Genomic DNA, 26310 nt, shown 5'->3' with positions numbered 1-26310 from the left:
ACGATAAGGAATTTGCCTGTCTCCCAGTTGTCCGTAACAACCAATTAATCGGCATCATTACAGAAAAAGACATGCTCTATACCTTTATCCAGTTAACCGGAACGAACGTACAAAGTTCTCAAATCGAGATTAAAGTACCTCACAAGCCGGGGATTCTGCCGGAAGTGGCAGCGGTCTTTGGAGAACGCAAAACCAACATCACATCCGTATTAATGTATCCATACAATGATGATCCGAATTATAAGATTCTTGTCTTCCGTATTCAGACAATGAATCCTTTGCCTGTCATACAGGATTTGCGTCATGCCGGCTATGAACTGATGTGGCCAAATAACATAGCGGAGCCAAAAGTATGACATGTCACGCCGCTTTTGTTTATTCGACTAAATTCCTTGACTATCATTTTCATTCGGATCATCCGTTTAACCAAAAACGCGTGTTGTTAACCAAGGAATTATTGGAGAATACGAATTTATTATCAAATCAACATATCATAGAACCTCGGAAGGCCAGTGAAGAAGAACTTGCACTTGTACATGACAAGGTTTATATCAATGCCATTAAAAGAACAGGCATCGACAACCTGTCTGAGGACGAACTTATCGAATACGGTATCGGAACGGAGGATACTCCCGTATTTCCAAATATGCACGAAGCGTCAAGCTATCTTGTCGGCGGGACTCTAACCGCAGTTGATGCCGTGCTGCAGGGAGAGTCTGACCATGCATTGAATCTTGGCGGCGGGCTTCACCATGGACTTAAACGTAAGGCAAGCGGTTTTTGCATCTATAATGATGGTGCGATCGCCATCAAATATATTCGCGAAAAATATGATTTAAAAGTTTTATACGTTGATACCGATGCCCATCATGGTGATGGTGTGCAGTGGGCCTTTTATGATGATCCAAATGTATGCACACTGTCCATTCATGAAACCGGTAGATATCTTTTCCCTGGTACAGGTCAGATAAATGAACGGGGCATTAAAGAAGGCCACGGTTATTCATTTAACGTGCCGATCGATGCATTTACGGAAGATGAATCATTTTTACGGGTTTATGAATGCGCTTTCAGAGAGATTGCCGACTATTTTCGTCCTGATGTCATTCTCACACAAAATGGTGCCGATGCGCATTTGAATGATCCTTTGACACATTTATGCACCACGATGGCAACGTTCGAACGAATTCCAATGCTCGCACACGAATTAGCCCATCAGTATTGCGATGGACGATGGGTTGCACTGGGCGGTGGCGGCTATGACATGTGGCGAGTTGTCCCGCGTGCATGGGCGCAAATCTGGAGTGCCATGAAGACAGGGGATGTTCAAAAAGGTGCCCTTGCTCCTGAATGGCTATTGAAATGGCAAATGGCGTCACCTATTACATTGCCTGATACCTGGCATGATGATAAATCGATCATACCGAATATTCCCAGGAGAGCTGAAATTACGGAAAAAAATGAGAAAGTCCTCGAAAGTGCACTGAAATATGCCAGGAACAAGCAAATTCATCCATAATTATCATTGAAATGGGAGATGATTGCAGCTATCATCTCCCTAAGCTATTCATTATTTTCAGGTTGCTTATTATTTTCCATGATCACTATTTCAACGCGTCTGTTCTGACGCCAGTTTGCTTCGGATGTATTCGGTGCTATCGGTCTTGTGTCACCATATCCGGCTGACGTAAAACGTGATTCGTCAAAGTCATTGTCATTGATTAAGTAACGAATGACACTGCTTGCTCTTGCACCAGACAATTCCCAGTTTGATGGATATTTATAATTGGAAATTGGCCGATCATCCGTATGACCCTCCACCCTCACATGATTTGGAATGTTCGTGAGCAGTTTTCCAATTTTGTTCAAAAATGGTTTCCCGGAATCAAGAATTTCAGCTTCCCCTGTCTCAAATAAGATGCTTTCCTGCAATACGAGAACAACCCCCTGATCCGTTCTGCTGGCAGATATAGCATTACTCAGGTCGTTATTCTGTAAATATTGTTCAACTTGCTGCATCAATTCATCCAGTGAGTCCTTCTCTTCCCCACCATCCCGGTCATTGATATTTTCAAGCTGTGTCGGATTTTCAAATTCATTCGAATTCTTCCCGCTTTCCTCGTTGCTGGTATTTTCAGTCGGGTTCTCCATGGGTACAGGGGATGGATAAAAGTCAAAAATCATCCGGTTTCTGAACGATTCCGAAATCGCATCAAACTTAACCATATCAATTTGAGATACAGAGAATAACAGAATAAAGAAAACAAGAATCAATGTTACCATATCGGAATATGTAACCATCCATTTTGGCGCACCAGTGCTCTCCCTCTTTCTTATCCGCCTACGCTTCATTGACGCTCTCTCCCGCAAAATCGGCTTCTTCTTCCGTCTCTTCTTTCATGTCATCGGAGAGAAAAGCGCTCAATTTCTCTTCCAGAATACGCGGGTTTTGTCCCGACTGTACACCAATAACCCCTTCAATGATAATTTGTTTGACAAACATTTCTTCTTCCGTTTTGGCAGCCAGTTTATTGGCCATTGGAATAAATACCAAATTAGCCATGACAGTACCGTAAAGTGTGGTCAAAAGTGCCACTGCCATATTGGGGCCCAATGTTGCCGGATCGGTCAAACTGTTAAGCATCAGGACAAGGCCGACCAGTGTCCCAATCATACCCCAGGCTGGTGCATATTCCCCCGCTTTTTCAAGGATGACCCGGCCTTTATAATGCCGCTCTTCCATTGCCGTGATTTCCGCATTCATAATATCATTGATGACTTCCGGTTCAATCCCGTCGACCGCGAGCAAAACACCTTTTCTGATAAACGGATCATCCACTTCATCCATTTCGTTTTCCAAGGCGAGAATCCCTTCTCTGCGGGCACGATCCGCCAATCGGATGAACATCCTGATCAGTTCACCAATCCGCTGATCGTTCTGGTTAAAAGCTTCTTTTATCACTTTTCCAGTCAGTTTTAATTGGTCCATCTTAAAGTTGATCAGGAGTGATGCTGCCAATCCACCAATCACTACGAATATGGAAGCTATATCCAAAAAGGAAGTGACACCCTCTGTGCCGCCTTTGGAAAGTATTGCCAGCATGATCATAATAAATCCCAATGTAATACCGATTGGAGTCAAAATATCTCTTTTTCGCATAATCTAGGTCCTCCAAAAGCTTGTTAACTTTTATATCGGCATAAACATTATTTTGTTGAAGTTCTTTCGATAATTCGATGCGGCAATACGACTTTCTTCTCTTCTACTTCTTCTTGATTCATGTATTTGGTCAATAAACGCATCGCAACTGCACCAATATCATACATCGGCTGAACAATCGTTGACAGCGTAGGTCGAACCATTGTGGCAAGTCTTGTATTATCAAAACCGAACACTTCAAGGTCACCCGGCACCTGATAGCCTTTGTCCTGTACCCCATGAATGACCCCGAGCGCCATTTCATCGGAAGCCACAAAAACCGCAGTTGGTTTATCATCCATTGCCAGCAGCTGATTGACAGCCTCCAATCCAGAACCATATGAGTAATCACCGGTCAATACGTAATCTTCTTTCAGGCTGATTGATTTTTCCTTAAGCGCACGTACATAACCGTTATATTTGTCCTGATTGATCAATGTATCATCGATTCCCGAGATAAATGCAATTTTCTCATTACCTTTATCAAGTAAATATGATGTTGCTTCAAATGCAGCAGCTTCATAGTCAATATTCACTGACGGGATAGAATTGGTTTCATCGTACGTTGCTGCCAGTACAACCGGTACTGATGACGTCTGAAATTGCTCAACATGCTCGCTCGTTATATCTCCGCCCATGAACAAAATGCCATCCACTTGTTTTTCCAGCATGGCATTGATTAATTGCAGTTCTTTATCTTTGTTCTGGTCGGAGTTGCTTAAAATGATATTATACTTGTACATCGTTGCAATATCTTCAATACCTCTGGCCAGTTCGGCAAAAAAGATGCTGGAAATGTCCGGGATAATCGCACCGACTGTCGTTGTTTTCTTGCTGGCCAGCCCGCGTGCAACGGCATTCGGGCGATACCCCAGCTCCTGAATCGTATTCAGTACTTTTTTGCGCGTAACAGGTTTTACGTTCGGGTTCCCGTTCACGACGCGGGAAACGGTTGCCATCGATACGTTTGCCTCTCTTGCTACATCATATATTGTTACAGTCATATTCATCTACCTCCCTGTCTGATTGCCAAAACGTTCTCTTTGCCATTATGATACGCTAACATGGAAAAAAACACAAAAAATTTAAGACTGACCTTTAAGATCAGCCTTAAAAATCAGAAGATAGCTCATTTTGCATTGCTGTCTTCCGGTTATCGTGATAAAAGCATTCCACAATATCGGGCGCCGTCAAGTGAGAGCACTTCTCTCTGACGAAATGCCTTCCAAAAGCGAGCAAAACGGCTGAGAGAACACTTCTCTCTGACGAAATGCCTTCCGAAAGCGAGCGAAACGGCTGAGAGAGCACTTCTCTCTGACAAAATCACTTCCGAAAGCAGGCGAAACGGGTGAGAATAGGCGCCTCCCACGTAAAAGTACTTCCTGGAAATTTCGCCGCATAAAGAGGACAGTAGCCCGCCAAAAACGGCGGGTAACTGTCCTTAAATGTCCGATTCGGCTCGGGCCTGCACGATGCAGGTCACAAAGGCGTTGCAACACGACGTTGCGCTTTTAGCCTTTGTTCCTCACAAAAAGTGCCGTGATGCTGCTGAATGAGTTTCGCTTTATCCTTGCAAACTGGCACGTGGGGCGTATGCATCAAGTTCATTCATGAAACTATCAAATGTTGGGATATCCATTTGCTGGGCAGCATCTGACAATGCTACCGCAGGATCAGGATGTACTTCTGCCATAACGCCGTCTGCACCAATAGCGACAGCTGCTTTTGCTGCCGGAAGCAATAAGTCTCTGCGGCCTGTTGAATGGGTGACATCAACCATGACAGGCAAATGGGTTTCCTGCTTCAAAATGGGCACCGCTGATATATCCAATGTGTTTCTGGTAGCCTTTTCGTATGTTCGAATACCACGTTCACATAGAATAATATGCCCGTTACCTTTCGAAATGATATATTCTGCTGCATTAACAAATTCGGAAATCGTTGCGGACATTCCGCGCTTCAAGAGTACAGGCTTATTGGTTTCACCAGCCGCCTTCAACAGTTCAAAATTTTGCATGTTTCGGGCGCCGATTTGGATAACATCAACGTAATCTAATGATTTTTCCACATGTTCAGGATTGACAATTTCACTGACAACGGCCAGATCTTGCTCGTCTGCAACCTGCTTTAAAATCCGCAGACCTTCAACGCCAAGACCCTGAAAGTCATATGGAGAAGTTCTCGGTTTAAACGCCCCGCCCCTAAGCAGTTTAAGCCCCTTCTGTTTCACGGCTTCTGCAACCTGCGCAACCTGCTCATAGCTTTCGACCGAACATGGTCCCATAATATGATGAAGATTGCCATCGCCGACTTTTTCGCCTTTAATATCAATGATGGTATCTTCCGGTTTCATTTTTCGTGATACGAGCAATGCTTTGCGGTGGTCATCTTCCTGCAGTTCAAGGCTTGCCTTAAAAATTTCCTTAAAAATATGTTCAATGGTCGAATTTTCAAATGGACCATCATTTTTTTGCGTCAACTCATCCAGCATTTTTCGTTCCCTTACCGGGTCAAAGCGGTTAATACTTTGTTTTTCCTTCACCTTACCGATTTGCTGGACGATCTCAGCACGCTGATTGATCAGTTCCAGTAATTTGTTGTTTACACCATCCAATTGTTGGCGCAGCTGCTCTAACGCATGACTCAATCTAACCCCTCCCGAAATGACGTTGTTCTTATTTTATGACCAATATTTAAATAATTAGCCATCATTATACCGAAAAACGAATTCTTTGTCACCATATATTTTATATTTTTTTCAGAAAAGGGGTTACAGGCAGCACGGATTACTTTACAGCTCCCACATTTCGCGAATACAAAAAAGCCAGTGAATGAACACTGACTCGTTGTATTTATCCCGCTTACGGACTCTATTTCGTTTCGGTTTTTTCGGCTTCAGCTGCGGCTTCACCAATTGCTTCCGCTGCAGCTTGCTTCGATTTGCTGTCATTGCCATTCCATTTATCTTGTAAATTTCTAGTCAATTCCTGTGTTTTTTCTTGTGTTCTCTGTGAGAGCTTGGATGTGGTATCAACTGCTTTTGTTTTTAAATCTGACCCTTTCAGGTACGCCTTTTCCTTTAATTCCGAGCCTTTCTGATAAGCAGTATCTTTCCAGTCTGACCCTTTTTCATATGCCGTTTCTTTCCATTCACCGGCACGATCCTTTAACTGCAAAGCACCTTCATTGATATTGCCTCTTAATTCTTTTCCGGGTTTTGGCGCCCACAATAAAGCAATGACACTGCCGGCAATCGCTCCAATAAGCGCCCCTACCATAAAATCCTTACTGTTATTGTTGTTGTCACTGTTCCCCATGTCATCGTTCCTCCTTCATCAATTTATTATTTCTTTTTCTTCTTCCAGAAATCAACAATTGAGTTGCCCCATTTAAGCACTTCAGATACTTTCTCCTGATTTTTAGAGGCAGTTTTGGAGATATTGGCTGACAATTTGCCGATTGATTCATTAAACTCATTGATTGTGTTGCCAACACTTTTAACACCATCAAACAACGCATCAAGCTTGTCTGATTTTTGATTGACATCATCTGCAAGATTATTTGTTTTATGAAGCAATTCAGTCGTCTCGGTCGTAATCCCCTGCATCTGGGATTCCAGGTTTTCTAGCGTATTTGATACATTATTCATTGTCCGCTGTGTCGCCTTCAGGGTAATAACCACATAAACTACAAGTACTGCAAACGCTGCGGCAGCTATGATCGCAGCAATGTACAACAAGACTTCCATAGGGTTTCAGCTCCTTCGTATTCGACGATAATTCGGTGTGGTGATGCGTGTATGTGAATCGATAAGCATTTTCTTACACACTTCCCCAATCATGGTTGTGTAAACATGCAAATCTTACATTTATAGAGGTTGTTCAAAAAGTCAAATACACCAAATAACCACCTATATCATCTACTATAACGGATTTCCACGGTAATTTCGACAGATATATCAAAAAAATCCTTAACAAACAGGGTCGGTACGAGGTTTTCTATATTTTTTCACTACAAAAAGAGCCAGGCAGGTGGCTCTCTTCAGTTTCTAGGCTTTTTTCGTCTGATTGTTGTTCACGATTTCCAGCTGGCTTTCATAGGATTTTTGAAATTTTTGAATGTCTCCTGCACCCATGAACAGCAATACACTGTTCGGATGTTCCATTAAAACTTCTGTTTTGGATATATCCAAAATTTTACTGTTATCTACAAGCTCCTGCAGATTCTTTATTGTCAGCTTACCGCTTTCTTCCCTTGCTGATCCGAAAATGTCGCACAAATATACCTGATCAGCCTGATTCAAACTCTCAGCAAATTCCTGCAGAAATGTGCGCGTGCGCGTAAATGTATGTGGCTGGAAAATGGCAGTAATCGGTTTATCCTGATACTTTTTCCTCGCCGTTTCAATCGTCGCCCTGATCTCCCTTGGATGATGGGCGTAATCGTCAACCAATATCTGATTTCCGATTACTTTTTCCGTAAACCGGCGTTTAACGCCTTCAAAATTGCTTAATGCTTTCATCGTATTTGCCTTAATATCCTCGTAATGGCAGATGGCAATGACCGATAATGCGTTCAGCACATTGTGGTCGCCGAACATCGGAATGGTAAATGTATCATAATACGTATTGCGTACAAACACATCAAACTCAGTTCCATGCTCTGTTTCGGTTACATTTTGCGCCTGAAAATCATTCGTGCTGGAAAAACCGTAGTAAACTACAGGTACTTTTGCCTGGATCTGCTGCAATTGTTCATCATCACCACAAGCGATAATCCCTTTTTTCACCCGTTCAGCCATAGACTGGAATGCATCAAAAACATCATCAACGCTTGTGAAATAATCCGGATGATCAAAATCAATATTGGTCATGATGGCATAATCCGGCTCATAACTTAAGAAATGGCGGCGGTATTCACACGCCTCAAACACGAAATATTTGCTGTCCACATGTCCTTTCCCTGTACCATCACCAATAAGATACGAAATCGGATAAGATTGATCCAGTACATGTGCCAGCAAACCGGATGTGGATGTTTTTCCATGCGCACCGGTGACGGCGATACTTGTATACTGTTTCAGCCATTCACCTAAAAATTCATGATATCGATAAAACGTCAGACCTCGATTAATCGCTTCTTTGATTTCCGGATGATTATCTGAAAAAGCATTACCGGCTATAACGGTGTAACCTTCCTTGATGTTCGTTTCTGAAAAAGGGAAAATCGGAATATTTTTTTCTTCCAGAGCTTCTTGTGTAAAAAAACGCTTCTCAACATCAGACCCCTGCACGTTCTCACCAGAGTCATGAAGAATTTGGGCAAGTGCACTCATTCCGGTTCCCTTAATACCAATAAAATGGTAAGCTGTCATAAAAAAGAACCTCCAAATTTATGTCTGAACTCAAATCTTTCCTTACATTAATTCATCACTATTTTGCTATTATAGCAAATTATCACGGCGATTAAAATATTTGAAAAGAGATGGGCGTTATCCCCAACACTCACTCATCACGTATGTCAACTGGGTTGTTGAATCAACCATAAATACTTGATAGCCATCACCAGTGTGTCGGGCAGTTGCCGCCTTCATTTTCTTAATCCTCTTAAAGTTTTAAAGTGGCGACTTAGACGTACACGACGTGCCAGTGCCGACAATGTGACAGGACAAGGAACGGTTCAGCAGCGATACATCGCACGAAAAAAAGCGGATTTCTTTTTCGAGGACGTCGCGTTTATGGCTGACCTGCCCGTTAAGGCGGGATAAAAATGATCGGTTATTGCCTGCCAGTGTATGGGCTACTTTTAATATATACATTCGCTGCCACTGATGTTCTTCTGTTTTATTCCTTCTTATAATATAAAAAGATCATCAACTGAACAAGCAACTTAATTTTCCATTTGTGAAGCAGACACAAGCACTTCCCTTGGTTTGCTTCCGTTTTGCTGAGCAATAATGCCTTTTTTTTCCATGGTATCCATCAATCTAGCTGCCCGGTTATAGCCGATTTTAAATTGACGCTGCAAGAGAGAGGTGCTTGCACTGTTATGGTCGATGACAAAAGAAATAGCATCATTCAAAAGCTCGTCTTCCTGATCATCCTTCGATACCTCTTCAAGCAGCTGCTCCTGTTCAAATTGATAATCTGGTTCGGCCATTGACCGCACGTAATCGGTTATACGGTCAATTTCCTCATCGGATACAAATGCTCCCTGCAGACGGACACTCTTGCCTGCGCCATTTTCCATAAACAGCATATCCCCTTTACCCAGCAGCTTTTCAGCACCGCCTGTATCAATAATCGTTTTGGAATCCACTTGTGACGATACACTAAATGCGATGCGTGTTGGGATATTTGCCTTGATCAGCCCTGTAATGACATCAACTGAAGGCCGCTGCGTGGCAAGCAGCAAGTGTATACCACAGGCACGGGCTTTCTGGGCAATCCGGCTGATGGAATCCTCGACATCCTGCGGTGAAACCATCATTAAATCAGCCAGTTCATCAATAACAATGACGATAAACGGCATTTTGTCTTCCGCACGGCTCTGTTTCACCATTTTTTGATTAAATCGCTCGATATCCCTGACACCTTCACGGACAAATGCATCATAACGATTCTCCATCTCTTTGACCGCCCATTTCAGTGCAGCAGTTGCTGCTTTCACATCAGTGATCACCGGCGAAATCAGGTGCGGAATACCATTGTATGGTGCCAATTCCACCATTTTTGGATCAATCAGCATAAACTTGACTTCATTATAATTCGCTTTATACAAAAGACTGATTAATATTGTGTTTATGCAAACACTTTTGCCGGAACCGGTTGCTCCAGCAATAAGTCCATGCGGCATTTTTTGGATATTGGTCACCAGCGGATCCCCTTCAATACTTAATCCCAATCCAATCGTCAAGGGTGATGCACTCGTTTGAAAACGTTGCTTCTCAAAAATTTCCTGCAGTGTCACCGTCCGGGCATGCTGATTGGGAATTTCGATGCCGATTGTGCTTTTTCCAGGGATTGGGGCTTCAATCCGGATATCCTTGGCAGCCATATTTAATTTGATGTCATCACTAAGATTTTTGATTTTGCTCACTTTCACTCCAAGTTCGGGCTGCACTTCAAACCGTGTTACAGACGGTCCCTGTGTTGTATTGACGACTTTTGCGCGGACATTGAAATATTTTAACGTTTTTTCCAGTAATTGCCGCTGATTTTGCATCCATAAATGATCCTGTGCCGTTTCTTGGACGGGGTCATCCAATAAATGATAAGGTACCGCGCTTTTTTGAATGGCATCTTGTTTGTTGACTGTTTTTTGAATTGGCTTCCGATTTTTTTGTTGATTCCGCTTATCATTAGCCGACATCAGAACGTTAAATGGTGGTGTTTTCGGCTTGCTCTGCTTTTTATGTTGTTCACGATACAGACGGCCGCTTTTATCACGATTCATCGGTTTTTTCGTGTCATTTATGGTATTTTGGGTACGATTAGCCTGTTTGCCTGTTCCATCAGCACTTTCATGATGAACAGTAATCCCGGAATCATCTGCAGCTTCCTCCAGGTCGGATTGGTTCTCAGACATTGGGACAGACTTTTCTATTGTCGTCTCCCGATCATGATTAGCATGATTCTGCTTTCGCTGAAATGCAGGCACGTCTTCAATTTCTTTCTCTTTATTCCGTTTCTGAAAACCGTAAATCGGTGACGGTACCTCCGTCGGCGTAAATGGCTTTCCTGATTCCGGTTTATAAATTTTCTGCGATCCCCGGGACTCACGACTGTGTTCAGGCTCTGATTGCTGTCTGTCACGGATTCTTTTACGCCGAAATGCCGGTATTTGCGATTCATCCCCCTGGTTCGGCTGATCCGGGATGACAGGAAAACGAAATGATTTCCGGTCAGGATATTGATATGTCATGCGCGTATGAACATCCTGTTTGTTATGATTCAGCTCTTTCACTGCCGGATCATCATTTTCTTCTTCTTTAAAAAGAAAATGGCTGATTTTCTTTTTCCATCGATCCCACATATGTATTCACTCATTTCTTTATACTGACCACTATCATTATTTTAGCATGTATAGACTAAATTGTAGTTAAAAAAACAACCCTTGTCCATGGACTCAGGTTGTTTTCATGTTAAAATTCAAAGGGATCACCTGTCGAATAAGCATCATCCAGTACATAAATCCCTTTTTCTTCCGGTGCATTCGGAAGGCCAAGTTCTTTCTGTGAACATATCATACCATTCGATGGAACACCGCGTAATTTTGTCGGTTTAATTTTTAATCCGCTTGGCATGACTGCACCAACCTTTGCGACGACCACTTTTTGTCCGGCATCAACATTTGGGGCCCCACAGACGATCTGCAGCTGTTCATCACCTGTATCGACCTGGCAGACACTTAATTTATCGGCATTTTCGTGTGGTGACATTTCCCTGACATAGCCGACAACAAACTTCGGACTCAAATCAAAATCAAGCGGATCATCCAGATTATTTTGTCTGAACGCTTCTTTCATCTGGCCGAGCATGTTCTCCGTTAAGGTAATTTTTCCAATACTGTTTACGTCAAAATACGTTGATGCATTAAAGATATTGTAGCCTGCAATCGTACCTTGTTTATCCGTTATCTTAGTGATATCGCCATAGTTTTCATATGTGATATCATAACGATCCATGTCTTCAAGCGGAACAATCAGGACATCCCCTATACCCTTATGGTTGTAAAAAACATCCATGTCATTCAATCCTTTCTATTTCTTTTCCGGACGATTTTTGGCGAGTATGAAGATGGGTTCCAATGTTTTATGTTCATAAATAAAGGACAGCGATGTAATCGGGATGCGTCCTTCTGCAAAAAACTTCATCGTCATTTGCGCCAATATATCATAGCCAGTTTTATTCTGAATGTCAGCAAAAATCAAAACATCCTGGTGCGGCACAGCAACCGCCAGCTCGCCTTTGGCATTGATGAGCATCTCTTCAAGGAATGCCTCATTTAAAATACGGCTCGCATCATAACCATCCTGTGTTGCCACAAAATAAAAATCATTTCCAGCTACGGTATCTTGTTTATAAGCGTTATCCAAGGACCGGACATTAAAGGTTGCAATTTCATCGATCCGCTCCTGTGTCCATCCTTCTTCCTCAAGCATCGATTCATCGATCAGCTGGTAAGACTTACCTAAATCCAGCGCATAAAAAATTCGCGTTTCAGCCGTATGTTCTTTACTGACGAGCGTTTTACCGGCCTTTGTTTCAGTCGGAAAGGACGTTGAGCGGATAACCGGAAAAATTTGCTTTTCCTTGCCGGACAAGTGATGTTCCTCGTGCATGATTCGCAACGCTTCCGTCACGTGTTCCTCCAGATCGTCAATTGCTGCTTCACCACGTTCATTATATTTTGACACGACATTCGGCAGTGTGATAGTCATCCCCTGCCTGGTATCTTTCCACTCAATGCGAAATGTGTCTTTATCCCGGTTGTAAGATGTTTTGAAATTCTCGTTCGACAATCTATCCTGAAGTATTTTTTTCATTTTGAGACTGGTCATTTTCATTGCTGGCGTCTCCCCCTTTATCAGCTGACTTCTTCCATGAACGCCATGACTTCACCTTTGGTTTTCCGGTCTTTACTGACAAACCGGCCCGCTTCGGTACCATTTTTGAAAGCAATAAAACTTGGAATCCCGAATACATCATATTCCCGGCAAAGGTCAATGAACTGGTCACGGTCCACTTCAACAAACGTGAAATCCGGATAGGCGTCTTCGATTTCCGGCAGTACCGGTTCGATTACACGGCAATCCGGACACCAGTCAGCAGAAAAAACCGCAACGACATTTTCATTTTTTATAAAATCATTGAATTGCTCTTCCGTTTCAATTGTTGTCAATCTCAATCAACCTCCATCGCTATTGTCTATCATATCTTTCATGCAGGCAGGATTCAATCATCTTGCTATCTGCATCCAACAAGGACAGTAAATAAGCCGGCAGCTGCAACTATGATACCGGGCGGATTTTAATGGAACAAGGTTAGTTTTGAGCTGAATCCTGATTGTCCACCACAATCGAACGTGCGATTTTCATCATCTTTTCCGCATCGCTTTCCATGTCCGATTTAGAGGTGTAAGTTGTAATTTTCACCCCGCCAATGCCTGCCTGCAATTCATAATGTTCTTCATCATCCGGCAAAATCCGGATATACCCAAACTTATTCGTGTCGTCAAATGATTCAAACAGCAATGCCTGATCTTTTTTGGCTGCTGCTGATTCATAATTTAATGTACTAAGCGGATTCTCCAGATTATTATAAAACACGATATATGTCTGTTCACCATCTTCTATGATAACATTGCTCGCGTCTTCTTCAATAATCTCAAAACCTTTCGGCAAGTACATAGAAAACGCGTCAAGCTCCTGATTCGTTTCAATTGCCTTTTCTGCATTAAAGACTTTCTCTGCGGTTTCTTCAGTGCTTTTAACGGCTTCATCTTCGGACTGCATGCTGCAACCCGTCAATATAACCGCACATAGCAATGTTATAACCGCGCTTTTTAACTTTCGCAATGTATTTTCCCCCAAAATAGTACTTTTGTCTCAGTCTATAATAATACTATGAATTTTTATTTTGACAAGCGTATTGTTTGCAGAGTCTATTCAAAAACTCTGTTAAAAATGACATGTCGAATTTCAGACTTTTTCATTTGCGTTGTTTATGAAAACAGGTAAGATAGAATTTAGATGATAAACATTGGAGGGTTTTTTATGGAATTGACAGTTTATCTGGCAGGTCAGATTCATGATGATTGGCGGGAAGAGCTGAAATCAAAAGCCAAGGATAAAAATCTTCCGCTCACATTTGTCGCCCCACAAACAAATCACGATCGTTCCGATAACGTGGGGGAGGATATCCTCGGCGAACAGCCCGGCAAAATGTATAAAGATGATGCAGCTTCAAGCATCAATAATTTGCGTACAGAAGTGTTAATGCAGAAATCAGATGTCGTCATTGCTTTGTTCGGGGAAAAATATAAACAATGGAACACGGCGATGGATGCAAGTGCCGCCATCACCATGAATAAACCAACTATTATCGTGCGGCCTGAATCATTAATTCACCCGCTGAAAGAGCTGACCAACAAAGCAAATGTGACGGTTGAGACAGTGGATCAGGCACTTGATGTATTGCGTTATATTTATGAGTAGAAGCACGAATAGTCACAACAGTAAGCAGCGGCTTTAAACCGCTGCTTTCTTATTTTTGCTTCCAATATTCCCACTGACCGTGAAGAAGCTTCACAACATGGACAAACATCGTTTTCCGTGATATACGGTCATTCGTGAAAATGCCAATCGCACCTTCTTTTTTCCTGACATCCTGCCGCTTAGCATATGCATCCATCACGTCACCAAGTTCAATGCCTTTTTTCAGTTCATCTTCAATCTCCGGCGGCAGTAAAATCCGCGCACCACTGGCTGTAAAAATTTCGTTATCATTTGTAATGAGCGCACCCCAATTACATAGATAAAGCCTGTCATCAACGTACATGACACCGCCTTCCAGCCCGATACCAATGTCTGCTGATACCGTTTTAAGACTGCCGACAGCCCGATTAATCGCCCCTTGTCTCGTTTCTGTATCGGAAAAAGGCTGATCGCGAACCAGTGAAGGGGCACCGGCAGATCCCACCACATCCTGTGTGAAAACATCCTTCACTGCAGCAATTTTAGCGGGGTTTTTGGATCCGATCACAATGTTCATTTTCAATCCCTTAATTCGCTTTAATCGTATCAACTGTATTTTGATCGGTTGATTTAACAAGTTTTACGAGAAGATCTTTAGCGGCCTGATAATCGTCCACATGAATGATCGATGATGATGTATGAATATAGCGTGAACAGATGCCAACAACCGCTGACGGAACACCGCTGTTGGACAGGTGAACACTGCCTGCATCAGTGCCACCCTGTGAGACGAAATACTGATAAGGGATATTATTTGATTCGGCTGTATCCAGAATAAATTCACGCATGCCGCGATGCGTGATCATCGAGCGGTCAAATATGCGTAATAGTGCTCCTTTGCCTATGTGACCAAATTCCTGCTCATCACCCGACATGTCATTGGCCGGGGAGGCATCAAGTGCAAAGAATATATCCGGCTGAATCATGTTAGCGGCAACCTTCGCACCCCGCAGCCCCACTTCTTCCTGGACGGTCGCACCTGAATAAAGCTCGTTTGGTACGGTTTCATCCTGCAGTTCTTTCAGCAGTTCAATGGACAAGCCGCAGCCATAACGGTTATCCCACGCTTTGGCGAGAATCTTTTTCTCATTGGCCATCGGTGTGAATGGGCAAATTGGCAAAATTGATTGTCCCGGTCTGATGCCGATTTTTTCCGCATCTTCTTTGTCATCTGCCCCAATATCAATCAGCATATCTTTTGTATTCATCGGCTTTTTCCGCTGTTCCGGTGATAAATTATGCGGTGGTATCGAACCAATGACGCCAGTTACCGGACCATTATCGGTCATAACCTGTACACGCTGGGCGAGCAATACCTGACTCCACCAGCCGCCTAGAGTCTGGAAACGGATCATGCCATTCTTCGTAATCTGCGTGACCATAAAACCAACTTCATCCATATGACCAGCAACCATTACCCGCGGACCATTCCCTTTTTTTACGCCAAAAACACCACCAAGGTTGTCCTGAATGATTTCATCCGAGTATTTTTCAAGTTCACCCCGCATAAAATTGCGTACAGCATGTTCATTACCTGGTGCACCCTGAAGTTCGGTCAGATTTTTAAATAAATCCATCGTTTCCTGTTTCATCTGTATTCCCTCCACTATATGTAATAAATTAAGTATAACGGAAAATGAGGTTTTCTTTCCACCATTCGATTGCCTAACGGTTTTTATTTCGGATCGTTTCCGTTATAATAAAAGGTAAATTAAGCGTTTAAAAATTATTTAGAGGTGACCAAATCATGAAAGCTAGAAATGCAGTCTTGGCTGCCGGGGCTGGGATCGCGGCAGGATTTTTAGTGAAACAACAGCTCGACCGCTATCAGAAAATCACACCCGAGAAAGCCTTAAAACGAGCAAAAGAATCATTTAAAAAGCAAGGTCCGATCAGCGGTTCCTGGATTTACATGAAACCCGAAGAAGTCGAGAGAAACGGCTTATTGTACAACGCCTACCGCGGCGGTGTCACACGCAGCATCGACGGTGAAAACAAACAATACGAATTTTATATTGATGTTGATACAGGTGCTGTGATTGACTCTGTCGAAACAGCATAAGTTATGTCAAACTATAAAATGCACCGCAATTATGCGGTGCATTTTATTTATCATCAAAGCCTGAATAAACTTAAACCATAAAATTCATATGGATTTTCGTTTTGCTGTATTGAATCATTAAAATACAGCCATCCATTCCTGTCAAAAACATAACATGACTGTATATAAGCTATTCGACTACCAGCATTCACCGAGCATCTCCATATTCATACCGTTCCCGTTCCACTTGATCAATCCGATTTCCCGCTTTATCAAATTTGATTGCACGGTAATAAGCATCATGGTAAAACGTATACCACGCCTGGCTCTGATAGCCGTAATCCATCCATTTTTCTTTCTGGTGAACAGATGTAACCGGATAGTCATCATAGGCAAGCGCCCACAGTTTATTCTGATGGGCATGGGTCGGCATAATGTCCGCCATATGAATCCATGTATTTTCGCCGTCCTCAAACAGAAGAATCGAATGGCCGTCACTGTGCCCGCCTGTGTGAATCATTTTCAGGCCGTCTGTTACAATCAGCTCATTTTCAAACGGCTGTACCTGATTCTGTATCGGCTTCCAGTTCATTTCCCAATATGTATTGGCTGAGCGAATATTCGGGTTGCGCATTTCATCCCATTCCACCTGAGAGACATAAATCACTGCATTTTTAAAAACGGATTCATAAGCCTCTCCGGAGGGTTTGGTCAGCCCGCATGCATGGTCAAAATGCAAGTGCGTCATCAAGACGATATCAATATTGTCTGTGGTCAACCCCAATTCAGATAGTGATTTATCTACTGATGATTCTTCTTTCACACCGAAATTCCGGATCTGTTTGTCTGTCAGTTTTCCATTTCCCATTCCTGATTCGATTAAAAAGTTCTTCCCGTCTATTTGTAATAAAATCGGGTCTGTCCGCAATTCAATCTGATTCTTCTCATTGTATGGATATTTCTTTCCCCATAAAGCTTTCGGGACAACCCCAAACATGGCGCCGCCGTCAAGAAAATTCACACCGCCATTCAGCCATGTCAGTTTTGCCCGTCCAATTTGCATTGTTTCCAATTATGACTCCTCCTTTGCCCATATATTTAGTTTAGCGAATCCCGTCCTTTATGTAAACGATTGCAATTGCATATTTAAAAAAGACTGGCGCACCAGTCCTCTCACAGTTTAATCCTATTTGTACTAATCACGGGACTTCTGATTTTAGCAGCAGGGTACTAAGTGAATACCGCACGGCAGCGATAAATCGGCTGTCCCTTTGCCGAAAATTTTTCCTCGTATTCGGTCATAACATTTTCTGGATCTTCTGCACTGTGAAGGTCCAGGTTAACTTCCTTCAGTTCAAGTCCAAACTGGGAAAAGTTGACAAGTGAATACTCAAAAAATCCCTGATTATCCGTTTTGAGCACGATTTCCCCATCCGGATGCAGAATATGCTGATATTGTTCCAGAAACGTATGAAAGGTTAGACGCCTTTTGGCATGGCGTTTTTTGGGCCACGGATCGGAAAAATTCAAATAGATGGTTGAGATCTCATTTTCCGCAAACAGGTCTGTCAGGACAGCAGCATTGACATGTAAAAGGCGCACGTTGTTACACCCTGTTTTTTTTACTTTGCTGCCAGCCATTACGATAATACTTTTGGCAAGTTCTATACCTATGAAATTAACATCCGGATATTGTTCAGCCATCCCGGCAATAAACTGGCCTTTCCCTGTTCCGATTTCCAGATGAATCGGATTATCATTCCCGAACAATTCCTGCCACTTACCTTTATTTTTCAACACATCCGGAATAATCAAATGTGTATTCTCTTTCAGAAAATTATTTGCCCACGGTTTATGACGCTGTCGCATTCTTACTTCTCCTTTATCTAAAAGTGTGTGCAAACAACCTCTCTAAGCATAGAATTTATCACATTGGTTAAAACTGTTCATTGAGGTGATTTTAATGACGTTGACAACACACAACCAATTACAACTATTGCATGATATTTTAACAGAACAGACGGAAGATTGCTGTGGTGAGATTTCTGAATATCAGCAAATTAAGCGCTTGGTACAGGCTATGATGGCAAACAACAGCATTTCGGATGAACAATTGCTTCAGCTGCTGCCGGAGATATATAATTACGGACGTCAGGGTGAAATTGCCCATAATGACGAGGAACATATTTTGTCAAACAGAGAAAATATCGAAACATGGGTAAATGCCATTCAGCAGACTAACGTAGAATAGCATTCACCACACAATCGTTCAGATCCCGCAAATCAGCTAACCGGCTTTGGGCTTTATTCAGCTCATTGCGCTCATAATGCCATGACAAATAATAAAGGGCATCCATGATTAAATACCAATACATCCTTTCAAACAAATGGTTATCCCTGGAAGCACCGTATTGTTCCAGCCATTCATCCCAATCTTCCTTTGGTACATACCATTTTAAAATAAAACCAAAGTCCATTGCCGGATCTGCTATCATGGCATTATCCCAGTCAACTAGATAAAGCTGCCCGTCAGTCGTTAAAATAATATTATTATGATTCAAATCGCAATGGCATACAACAGGCTGCTGGCTGCGTGCAGCCGGCAGCATATATTTCAGATAACGGATCGTATCACGTACCTCGTCATATTGATCCAGTAAGCCGTTTGACTTTAGCCTGGCAGCTATCTCAGTAAAGTGTTCATCCGGTGTAACAGGTTTTTTGCCTAATCGCATCAGCATATGAAGCAGTTCAGTTGATCCATGTATTTTTCGAAGCAAATCGGCTACCCGATGATGCTGCATTTCCTCTGCCTTTAATTCGCGTCCGTCAAGCCATTCCTGAGCAGTTATGACATCACCATTTTCCATCCGCTTTGTAAACACGAGCTTTGGCACGATACCTTCTGCCGATAATACTGCCAGAAATGGGGAAGAATTACGTTTTAAAAACAAGCGACGGTCATCTTTACTGGCAATATAAGCATCGCCTGTCAGTCCGCCTGCGGGTGTGATATTCCATTCTTTTCCGATTGCTTGCTGAAGCCAATTCACTGTAAATACCTCAAATCATGATAAGATTCCATATTTAAATACTATATAAAAAAACAGACATGACATTAGATTATCGGAAATTCGTTATGTTTTCAACCGAAACTTATATTCCCATGACGTTGGCAACCCGGTTTATATACATTCAGATTTCCCCGTTATCGTCTGTGAATGAGCTATCGTCATCGTCTTCCCATTCTGGCCGCTTTACAGAACTCGTCTGACAGTTTTTCAATAATGATGCCGCTGTTTTCAGCTGCAGATTTTTCAAAGGGGACACGAGCTCACGTTTTTCGATAAACCAATTTGCATATTCATGTTTTCCGATAAGGCGAGTGTTATAAGGCTCAGTATAAAATACGATATCGTTCGTCCGGGATAATACAACTTTCCTGACAGGGAAATCAATATCTTGCAGACTCAAGATACTTTTGACAATTTGCTCTGTGCGTTTGAGGGCAAGTGTCGGGCTCAGCATGGTTGTTTCTTTTTTTGTTTGATCCTTTAGCAGCCATGTTCGTTCACCATCAGCCATAATGACCGTACCTGGCGCTTTGTCGATCATATGGATGATTTCAATACCGATGGGACTGATTAAAATGATGTCACCATCAACCGGCGCATTTTTAATATTAAAAATGGGATAGTACATCAGTAAATATGTATCGGGAAAGCGTTGAAGATAATATTTTAACTGATTGTTTTCATAATAATTTTTATCCATGAATGATACATCCGTAACCGTTGACGAAGCCCACTTCAATTGCAGCGGAAATAATTTATTAAGAAAATAGTGCTTCAACGCTTTCTCGGTCTTCGGCAGGGAATAGTCTTCCTGTGTTGTGGTTTCCTCCTTCACTCTGCCCGATTTCAAAAATGACTTCCATTTGGAAAATGCAGAAACAGGCTCCTCTTTGGGCTTGACCGGTATATCATCATTCAGCCACATGTTATAAAGCCTTTTCCAGTTATCTTGCTTTATCCGGATAAATTGGCTTGAATAACGATACGCATTCCATTCATATCGCGAAATATAATCTTCCAGCTTAATCAGCTGTGCCATAAACGTCCTCTCCCCTCGACAAATTGAATGTGGCCGCGACGTGATATTTAGGGTTTTTTTCTGGATGAATCCGGTAAATAACGACTTGATCTACTTCAAATGTTTGCTGCCGTATGTAGCGTTTTTTCAAGTCGGACAGATCTTTCATCCCCCCTGTCCACTTTTTTGCCAATGTTATATGTGGCGTATAGACTCTTTTTTCGTGCTGAAAACCCGCCTGTGATGCTATATTCTCAACATTCTCCTGTAAGTAAAACAGTTTTTCCTTACGTTTAACATCTGCCCAAAGAACACGCGGTTTTTTAGGATTGCCAAATGTACCTAAAGATTCAGTCTGTAATGAAAAAGCACTGATACGTTTAATCTGCGCCATTGATTTCATTAACATCTGAAGCTGATTCTGTTCAGCCGGCCCGAGAAATTTCAGGGTAATATGCAAATCGTCCAGATGTGTCCATTGTTTATAAGGCAGTTTGTCGCTCAACGCGCGCTGCCATCCGGCCAACTGCTTTTTGAGAAAATTCGGCAGCGGAAGCGCTATAAAATAATGTGGCGAATTCATACATATCCCTCATTTTTTTACGCATGATATCGTATACTTTATAAAAAGTTTTATTGTTTTTGCAACAAAATTGAAATTATTACTTTTATCCGAACCGGAAAAGCGGTAATATTAATGTAACGGCTCAGTTAGTTGCACCACAGAAAATGATATGCCTTAGGGAGTGGTTTTTTGAATCATGCAACATCCCGCATGCTGACGAGAGTGAAGGCTGTCTATCTTTATATTAGAGAAAAAGGGACAGTCACAACCCGGGAAATTGCTGAAGAATTTGGAACTACCGACCGTACGATTCAACGCGACCTTAGTATTTTGACACATAACGGTCTGGTAAAAAGCCCTGTAAGAGGTAAGTGGAAAACTACAGCCAAACCTGTCAATATTTCCTCATAAACAAGGAATCATAGCTGACATTGATATGTCAGTTATTTTTTTGAGCGGCTCTTTTTCAGGCTTTCAACTTCTGTATCCTCCAGCTCACGGAAATCCCCGGGTTCCAAATTATCATCCAGCATTATGTTCCCCATTTGGATCCGTTTTAAATAAACAACCTTTTTCCCGACTGCTTCAAACATCCGCTTCACCTGATGGAATTTCCCCTCCGTAATCGTTACATAAACTTGCGACATATTGCCGGCACGAAGAATCTTCAGTTTAGCCGGTCTGGCAATATACCCATCGTCCAACTGAACACCAAGCCGAAATTGCTCGATATCGTCTTCTGTTACATGTCCCCTGATATCAGCATAATATGTTTTTTCCGCAGCTTTTTTCGGCGATGTCAGCTGATGTCCCAGTTGTCCATCATTCGTAATCAAAAGCAATCCTTCAGTATCTTTATCGAGCCTGCCGACAGGAAAGGGATTAAATAATCGATATTCAGCCGGCAGTAAATCAATGACGGTCTTTTCCCGGTCATCAGCTGTTGCTGAAACATAGCCGGATGGCTTGTTCAGCATCACGTAGATATATTCCCGGTAATATACGATTTCATGATTCACTTTTACGACATCTTTTTCCAGATCAACATGGAAGCTGCTGTCTTTGACAACTTGATCATTCACGGTTACGTTCTTTTTCTTAATCAGTCCCTTGACATCTTTTCTGCTCCCATAACCTTTGTTTGCCAGCAATTTATCCAAACGCATTTATATCCTCCATTACCTGCGAAATACCCGATCCAGGATCCTTATCCGGTCACCCAGGACACGTTCGAGCAGCGTTGATTGGTAACTGAACCATAAATAGACACCGCCGCCTGTGGCAACACCTGCCACAAGCATAATAACGGACGCTCCGCGCGATGATTCATAGTCCAAAAATGTACCGAATATCAATTTAATGATTAAAATGGAAACCACCATGAACACACAAAAAATACAAACAAGCATAAAACGTTTAAACGTTTGTCTGAACGGAAATCCGATAGCCGATTTGATCTTCCATAAATTCAAAGCAACCGCTGTCCCGACAGCAAGTGCCGTACCGAAAATAACGCCTTTTGCACCAAAGGTATGAATCAATTGGATATTGAAGAGCACTTTCAACAGCACACCGGCGGATAAACTGATAACGGCAAATTGCTGTTCATCAATTCCCTGCAGAATGGCGGCTGTTACCGTGAATAAAGCAAAAAGCAGCCCAACCGGTGCATACCAGCCAAGCAATGAGCCTGTCGTTTCAATGTTCTTCATTCCAAAAAGTGAACCATAGGCGACACCGGACAAAGTTGACAATCCAACAACAGCCGGTACTACAAGGACCAAAACAATCTGGAGGGCCTGATTTATTTGCTGAAATAATAGTGGCCGGTTTTGCTGTGTAAATGTTTTCGTCAAAGCAGGAATAACCGCCAATGACATTCCGGTCGCGATGGTAACCGGAATAATGACTAATTTATGCCCATAGTAATTGATCGCAGAATAAGCCGTATCAAATAATTCCTTTTGGCCTATCGCCGTCATCGCCCGCTCAACTGTAAACTGATCCACCAGCTGATATATCGGAATGGCGACACCAACTACGACGAACGGTCCTGCATAACGAAACAGTTCGGAAAATAATTGACGTGTCGGTATTTCATGTCGATACCTTTGCTGTTGAATCTGCTTTCGTATGTGATGCTTACGTTTGTGCCAGTAAACCAACAGAACCGTACTGGATGCAAGTGCACCTATCAATGCAGCAAATGTTGCAAACCCAACTGCTGTGGGGATCGTTCCACCAACAATTTTCATAACAATAAACGAACTGATCAGAATAAAGCCGATCCGTACGATTTGCTCTACTACCTGCGACACTGCAGTAGGCCCCATCGACTCATGTCCCTGAAAAAAACCTCGGACAATACTCATGGCCGGTATGATGATTAAAGCAAAACTCACCATCCGAATAACCATCGTGACATCAGCAACCGTTATGTTTCCGGTATCTTCATTTGTGATCATATAACCGGCAAGCAACTCTGCACTGAAAAATAATCCTAAAAAAGCGAGGAACCCTGTAACAGCCATCAACATAATGCCTGCCCTAAACATCCGCATTCCAGTTTCATAATCATTCAATGCATTGTATTTGGAAACAAACTTGGAAACAGCCAGCGGGACGCCGATTGTAGAAATACTGATTAAAATACTGTACGGTGTATAAGCAAATGAAAACAGTGTCCCGCCTGTTTCCCCTACAATTTCGTTAAACGGGATTACGTAAATCATTCCTAAAAATTTCGATAAAAATGTTGCACCAGTAAGCAGCATGGTGCCCCTGACAATATTCGACATCATTTCACCTGCATTTTAAAATTAAACTTAGTGCCATTTTATCACAGAAACGATTTATGGACCTTACATTTTACCTGAAATAACGTGAAACTTCATTGTGGAATGGATGTATCCGCAGTGATAAGGAACAAAGGCGAAAGAACGTCATGTTGTAGATCATTGTGCCCTCATCGTGCAGTCCCGAACTGAGTTAGGTGGGAAAACATGGATTATTTTTGAATTGCCTTCAGACGTGGTATGCTACTAACGAAAGGAATGAAGTAAATTGTCGTATGATGTCGTTATTATCGGCGGTGGACCATCAGGCTTAATGGCCGCCATTGCTGCTGGTGAAAATGGAGCAAAAACAATGCTGCTTGAAAAAGGCAGGAAATTAGGAACAAAATTGGCCATCTCTGGTGGAGGCCGATGCAACGTGACAAACCGTTTGCCGGAAGACGAAGTGATTAAACATATCCCCGGTAACGGGAAGTTTCTATACAGTCCATTCTCTGTTTTTAACAATTACGATATAATCGATTTTTTTAAAGAGATGGGTGTTGCTCTAAAAGAGGAAGACCATGGGCGTATGTTTCCGGTATCCAATTCCGCCAAAACAGTTGTTAATGCACTGATCAATAAATTAGATGAACTTGGAGCAGAAGTTTTTATGAATAGCCCGGTAAAAGCTGTACATTACGATGAAAATGAGCATACCATCATCTTGGAAAACGGCTCAAAAATTGACACGAAGTCGCTTGTCATTGCAGTCGGGGGAAAAGCTGTTCCCCATACCGGATCAACCGGAGATGGGTATGCCTGGGCTAAAAAAGCCGGACATACCGTCACGGCATTATACCCGACAGAAGTGGCCCTTACGTCAAATGAAAAATTTATCCAGGATAAAAGCTTACAAGGGTTATCGTTAAGAGACGTCGCCCTGTCTGTTTTAAACAAAAATAACAAGCCAATCATTACACATCAAATGGATATGATTTTCACACATTTCGGTATTTCCGGTCCAGCTGTTCTGCGCTGTTCACAATTTGTCGTTAAAGAACTGATGAGAGGCCGTGAAGAAGTTCCAATGCTGCTTGACGTACTACCGGATAAACATGAGGAACAATTGCTGCAGTCCATTATAAATTTAATGAAAACAAGTCCTAAGAAATCGATTAAAAATATTTTAAAAGGGACTGTACCCGAAAGACTTCTGGATTATATGCTGTCTGCACATAACATTGCTGCAGATCAAAAAGCAACAGGTGTCTCAAAAGAAACCATACACAAGTTCGTGCATGACTTGAAACATTTTAAATTTGCAGTCCATGGCTCATTGCCGCTTAAAAAAGCATTTGTCACAGGCGGTGGAATTTCAATTAAGGAAATTGTTCCAAAAACTATGCAATCAAAACGAATGCACGGCTTGTATTTTTGCGGTGAAATATTGGATATTCATGGATACACCGGCGGATTTAATATAACTTCAGCGCTTGTTACCGGAAGGATTGCAGGAATGAATGCCGCCATTGAAGCGATACATTAAACTGGCATTTGATACCTGACATGTTTTGATGTGTTTGCAGCAGGCTAATAATGTCCGGATATTTATGCAGAAAGGACTGAGTGATCATGCAAAAAAACAATAACATGTGGTTGCCACTGATTGCTTCTGTAGGCGTCGGTGCTGCGACATATTACAGCATGACAAGAAATAACCGTAACTTTGGACAAGCCATGCAGCAAATGGTTCCATTTGTATCCCAGATGAACAATGGATCAAATAACCAAAACATTTAATGGCTTTCAGAAAAGGTAATTCAAAAAGCGCACTCCAGGAAGTGCGCTTTTTGAAGCGTAAAATAGGCTGATGAGTCATTGTGTACTCAGATGTAACCAGTTTGACTTCTGACATCTGACTTCTAAAATACATCATAATGACAACAAAAAACCAGGAAGTCAATGTACTCCCTAGTTTTCCTGTTGCCTGGCAGCGTCCTACTCTTGCAGGGGTAAAACCCCAACTACCATCGGCGCTGGAGAGCTTAACTGCTGTGTTCGGCATGGGAACAGGTGTGTCCTCTCCGCTATTGCTGCCAGACTTATAAGGTCAAATCGTTCTGTATTGTTCACAGAAGATGGACATTTTAAACAATGAATGCCAAGTGATCGTATGATTTTTCTTACCAACAAATATTATAATTGTTTTTGTAAAAAAATCAAGACTTATACTGGATATTGCACCCTCAAAACTAAATAAGAGCGGTCATTCAAACACTATTAAGCTTTGGTTAAGTCCTCGATCGATTAGTATCCGTCAGCTTCACGTGTCACCACGCTTCCACCCCGGACCTATCCACCTCATCGTCTCTGAGGGAT

The 26310-nt window shown here is 42.3% G+C and carries 29 protein-coding genes, 2 rRNA genes and 1 pseudogene; 8 read left to right on the top strand and 24 right to left on the bottom strand.

Going from position 1 to position 26310, the window contains the following annotated elements; translation table 11 throughout:
- A pseudogene (locus VK080_RS10365) lies at positions 1-356 on the top strand (acetoin utilization protein AcuB); the annotation flags it as partial.
- Complete coding sequence (locus VK080_RS10360; protein WP_324224697.1) at positions 353-1519, top strand: acetoin utilization protein AcuC; 1167 nt, start codon at positions 353-355, stop codon at positions 1517-1519. The pseudogene VK080_RS10365 and the gene VK080_RS10360, both read left to right, overlap by 4 nt.
- Positions 1520-1563: 44 nt before the next feature.
- Here the strand turns inward: VK080_RS10360 and motS are convergent, their stop codons facing one another.
- From motS to VK080_RS10295, 13 genes are all read right to left on the bottom strand, one after another.
- A complete protein-coding gene (gene motS / locus VK080_RS10355) occupies positions 1564-2352 on the bottom strand; it encodes a flagellar motor protein MotS (protein WP_324224696.1) in 789 nt (262 codons plus the stop codon).
- Positions 2342-3160, bottom strand: a complete 819-nt coding sequence (gene motP, locus VK080_RS10350; protein WP_324224695.1) for a flagellar motor protein MotP — start codon at positions 3158-3160, stop codon at positions 2342-2344. The genes motS and motP overlap by 11 nt, the downstream gene beginning before the upstream one ends.
- A gap of 47 nt (positions 3161-3207) precedes the next feature.
- Positions 3208-4203, bottom strand: a complete 996-nt coding sequence (gene ccpA / locus VK080_RS10345) for a catabolite control protein A (RefSeq protein ID WP_324224694.1) — start codon at positions 4201-4203, stop codon at positions 3208-3210.
- A 560-nt stretch (positions 4204-4763) separates the two neighbouring features.
- Complete coding sequence (locus VK080_RS10340) at positions 4764-5846, bottom strand: bifunctional 3-deoxy-7-phosphoheptulonate synthase/chorismate mutase (RefSeq protein ID WP_324224693.1); 1083 nt, start codon at positions 5844-5846, stop codon at positions 4764-4766.
- A gap of 223 nt (positions 5847-6069) precedes the next feature.
- Complete coding sequence (locus VK080_RS10335) at positions 6070-6516, bottom strand: YtxH domain-containing protein (RefSeq protein WP_324224692.1); 447 nt, start codon at positions 6514-6516, stop codon at positions 6070-6072.
- Between the two features lie 26 nt (positions 6517-6542).
- On the bottom strand, positions 6543-6947 hold the full coding sequence (locus tag VK080_RS10330) for a DUF948 domain-containing protein (protein WP_324224691.1): 405 nt from the start codon (positions 6945-6947) through the stop codon (positions 6543-6545).
- Between the two features lie 300 nt (positions 6948-7247).
- A complete protein-coding gene (gene murC, locus VK080_RS10325) occupies positions 7248-8573 on the bottom strand; it encodes a UDP-N-acetylmuramate--L-alanine ligase (protein ID WP_324224690.1) in 1326 nt (441 codons plus the stop codon).
- Between the two features lie 240 nt (positions 8574-8813).
- Complete coding sequence (locus tag VK080_RS10320; protein ID WP_324224689.1) at positions 8814-9017, bottom strand: hypothetical protein; 204 nt, start codon at positions 9015-9017, stop codon at positions 8814-8816.
- A gap of 71 nt (positions 9018-9088) precedes the next feature.
- Complete coding sequence (locus VK080_RS10315; RefSeq protein ID WP_324224688.1) at positions 9089-11233, bottom strand: DNA translocase FtsK; 2145 nt, start codon at positions 11231-11233, stop codon at positions 9089-9091.
- A 109-nt stretch (positions 11234-11342) separates the two neighbouring features.
- The gene (gene ytpR / locus VK080_RS10310; protein ID WP_324224687.1) at positions 11343-11945 is read right to left on the bottom strand and encodes a YtpR family tRNA-binding protein; all 603 of its coding nucleotides are present in this window, start codon (positions 11943-11945) and stop codon (positions 11343-11345) included.
- Between the two features lie 15 nt (positions 11946-11960).
- Positions 11961-12767, bottom strand: coding sequence for a DUF1444 domain-containing protein (locus VK080_RS10305; RefSeq protein ID WP_324224686.1), 807 nt, complete (start codon positions 12765-12767; stop codon positions 11961-11963).
- Positions 12768-12787: 20 nt separating this feature from the next.
- Positions 12788-13102, bottom strand: coding sequence for a thioredoxin family protein (locus tag VK080_RS10300; RefSeq protein ID WP_324224685.1), 315 nt, complete (start codon positions 13100-13102; stop codon positions 12788-12790).
- 142 nt (positions 13103-13244) lie between these two features.
- Positions 13245-13778, bottom strand: a complete 534-nt coding sequence (locus tag VK080_RS10295; protein WP_324224684.1) for a hypothetical protein — start codon at positions 13776-13778, stop codon at positions 13245-13247.
- A 198-nt stretch (positions 13779-13976) separates the two neighbouring features.
- Here VK080_RS10295 and VK080_RS10290 point away from each other — a divergent pair, with 198 nt between their 5' ends.
- A complete protein-coding gene (locus VK080_RS10290; RefSeq protein WP_324224683.1) occupies positions 13977-14417 on the top strand; it encodes a YtoQ family protein in 441 nt (146 codons plus the stop codon).
- Positions 14418-14466: 49 nt separating this feature from the next.
- On the opposite strand, the gene VK080_RS10285 is transcribed toward VK080_RS10290, so the two are convergent.
- Entirely contained in the window at positions 14467-14973 is a 507-nt protein-coding gene (locus VK080_RS10285) for a DUF84 family protein (RefSeq protein ID WP_324224682.1), read from the bottom strand.
- Between the two features lie 10 nt (positions 14974-14983).
- Complete coding sequence (locus VK080_RS10280; RefSeq protein ID WP_324224681.1) at positions 14984-16048, bottom strand: M42 family metallopeptidase; 1065 nt, start codon at positions 16046-16048, stop codon at positions 14984-14986.
- A 155-nt stretch (positions 16049-16203) separates the two neighbouring features.
- Between VK080_RS10280 and VK080_RS10275 the strand changes: the two genes are divergently transcribed.
- Positions 16204-16518, top strand: a complete 315-nt coding sequence (locus VK080_RS10275) for a PepSY domain-containing protein (protein ID WP_324224680.1) — start codon at positions 16204-16206, stop codon at positions 16516-16518.
- Positions 16519-16705: 187 nt separating this feature from the next.
- Here the strand turns inward: VK080_RS10275 and VK080_RS10270 are convergent, their stop codons facing one another.
- Positions 16706-17569: a YtnP family quorum-quenching lactonase gene (locus VK080_RS10270; RefSeq protein WP_324224679.1), complete on the bottom strand. Its 864-nt coding sequence runs from the start codon at positions 17567-17569 to the stop codon at positions 16706-16708.
- Between the two features lie 158 nt (positions 17570-17727).
- On the bottom strand, positions 17728-18366 hold the full coding sequence (trmB, locus tag VK080_RS10265) for a tRNA (guanosine(46)-N7)-methyltransferase TrmB (RefSeq protein WP_324224678.1): 639 nt from the start codon (positions 18364-18366) through the stop codon (positions 17728-17730).
- Positions 18367-18460: 94 nt separating this feature from the next.
- Here trmB and VK080_RS10260 point away from each other — a divergent pair, with 94 nt between their 5' ends.
- Positions 18461-18748 (top strand): YtzH-like family protein, encoded by a 288-nt coding sequence (locus VK080_RS10260; RefSeq protein ID WP_324224677.1) that lies wholly within the window; start codon positions 18461-18463, stop codon positions 18746-18748.
- Here the strand turns inward: VK080_RS10260 and VK080_RS10255 are convergent.
- The 3 genes from VK080_RS10255 to thpR all read right to left on the bottom strand — a co-directional run bounded on the left by VK080_RS10255 (position 18735) and on the right by thpR (position 21172).
- A complete protein-coding gene (locus tag VK080_RS10255; protein ID WP_324224676.1) occupies positions 18735-19550 on the bottom strand; it encodes a phosphotransferase family protein in 816 nt (271 codons plus the stop codon). The two genes, VK080_RS10260 and VK080_RS10255, sit on opposite strands and share 14 nt — an antisense overlap.
- A gap of 142 nt (positions 19551-19692) precedes the next feature.
- Complete coding sequence (locus VK080_RS10250) at positions 19693-20610, bottom strand: NERD domain-containing protein (RefSeq protein ID WP_324224675.1); 918 nt, start codon at positions 20608-20610, stop codon at positions 19693-19695.
- On the bottom strand, positions 20594-21172 hold the full coding sequence (gene thpR / locus VK080_RS10245; protein ID WP_324224674.1) for an RNA 2',3'-cyclic phosphodiesterase: 579 nt from the start codon (positions 21170-21172) through the stop codon (positions 20594-20596). The genes VK080_RS10250 and thpR overlap by 17 nt, the downstream gene beginning before the upstream one ends.
- 192 nt (positions 21173-21364) lie before the next feature.
- Here thpR and VK080_RS10240 point away from each other — a divergent pair, with 192 nt between their 5' ends.
- A complete protein-coding gene (locus tag VK080_RS10240; RefSeq protein WP_414672240.1) occupies positions 21365-21565 on the top strand; it encodes a DeoR family transcriptional regulator in 201 nt (66 codons plus the stop codon).
- 32 nt (positions 21566-21597) lie between these two features.
- Here VK080_RS10240 and VK080_RS10235 read toward each other — a convergent pair whose 3' ends face one another.
- Entirely contained in the window at positions 21598-22320 is a 723-nt protein-coding gene (locus tag VK080_RS10235; RefSeq protein ID WP_324224672.1) for a pseudouridine synthase, read from the bottom strand.
- A 12-nt stretch (positions 22321-22332) separates the two neighbouring features.
- Positions 22333-23952 carry a polysaccharide biosynthesis protein gene (locus VK080_RS10230; protein ID WP_324224698.1) on the bottom strand — a complete coding sequence of 540 codons (1620 nt, stop codon included), beginning with the start codon at positions 23950-23952 and terminating at the stop codon, positions 22333-22335.
- A 265-nt stretch (positions 23953-24217) separates the two neighbouring features.
- Here VK080_RS10230 and VK080_RS10225 point away from each other — a divergent pair, with 265 nt between their 5' ends.
- Together VK080_RS10225 and VK080_RS10220 are read left to right on the top strand one after the other, a co-directional pair.
- Entirely contained in the window at positions 24218-25477 is a 1260-nt protein-coding gene (locus VK080_RS10225) for an NAD(P)/FAD-dependent oxidoreductase (protein WP_324224671.1), read from the top strand.
- Between the two features lie 86 nt (positions 25478-25563).
- Positions 25564-25731 carry a hypothetical protein gene (locus VK080_RS10220; protein ID WP_324224670.1) on the top strand — a complete coding sequence of 56 codons (168 nt, stop codon included), beginning with the start codon at positions 25564-25566 and terminating at the stop codon, positions 25729-25731.
- 185 nt (positions 25732-25916) lie between these two features.
- Here the strand turns inward: VK080_RS10220 and rrf are convergent.
- Positions 25917-26032 (bottom strand): 5S ribosomal RNA (rrf, locus tag VK080_RS10215).
- 186 nt (positions 26033-26218) lie between these two features.
- Positions 26219-26310 (bottom strand): 23S ribosomal RNA (locus VK080_RS10210); the annotation flags it as partial.

It is taken from the genome of Lentibacillus sp., from assembly GCF_035301925.1.
Lineage (GTDB): Bacteria > Bacillota > Bacilli > Bacillales > Amphibacillaceae > Lentibacillus.
This window is presented reverse-complemented; position numbering and strand designations above follow the sequence as displayed.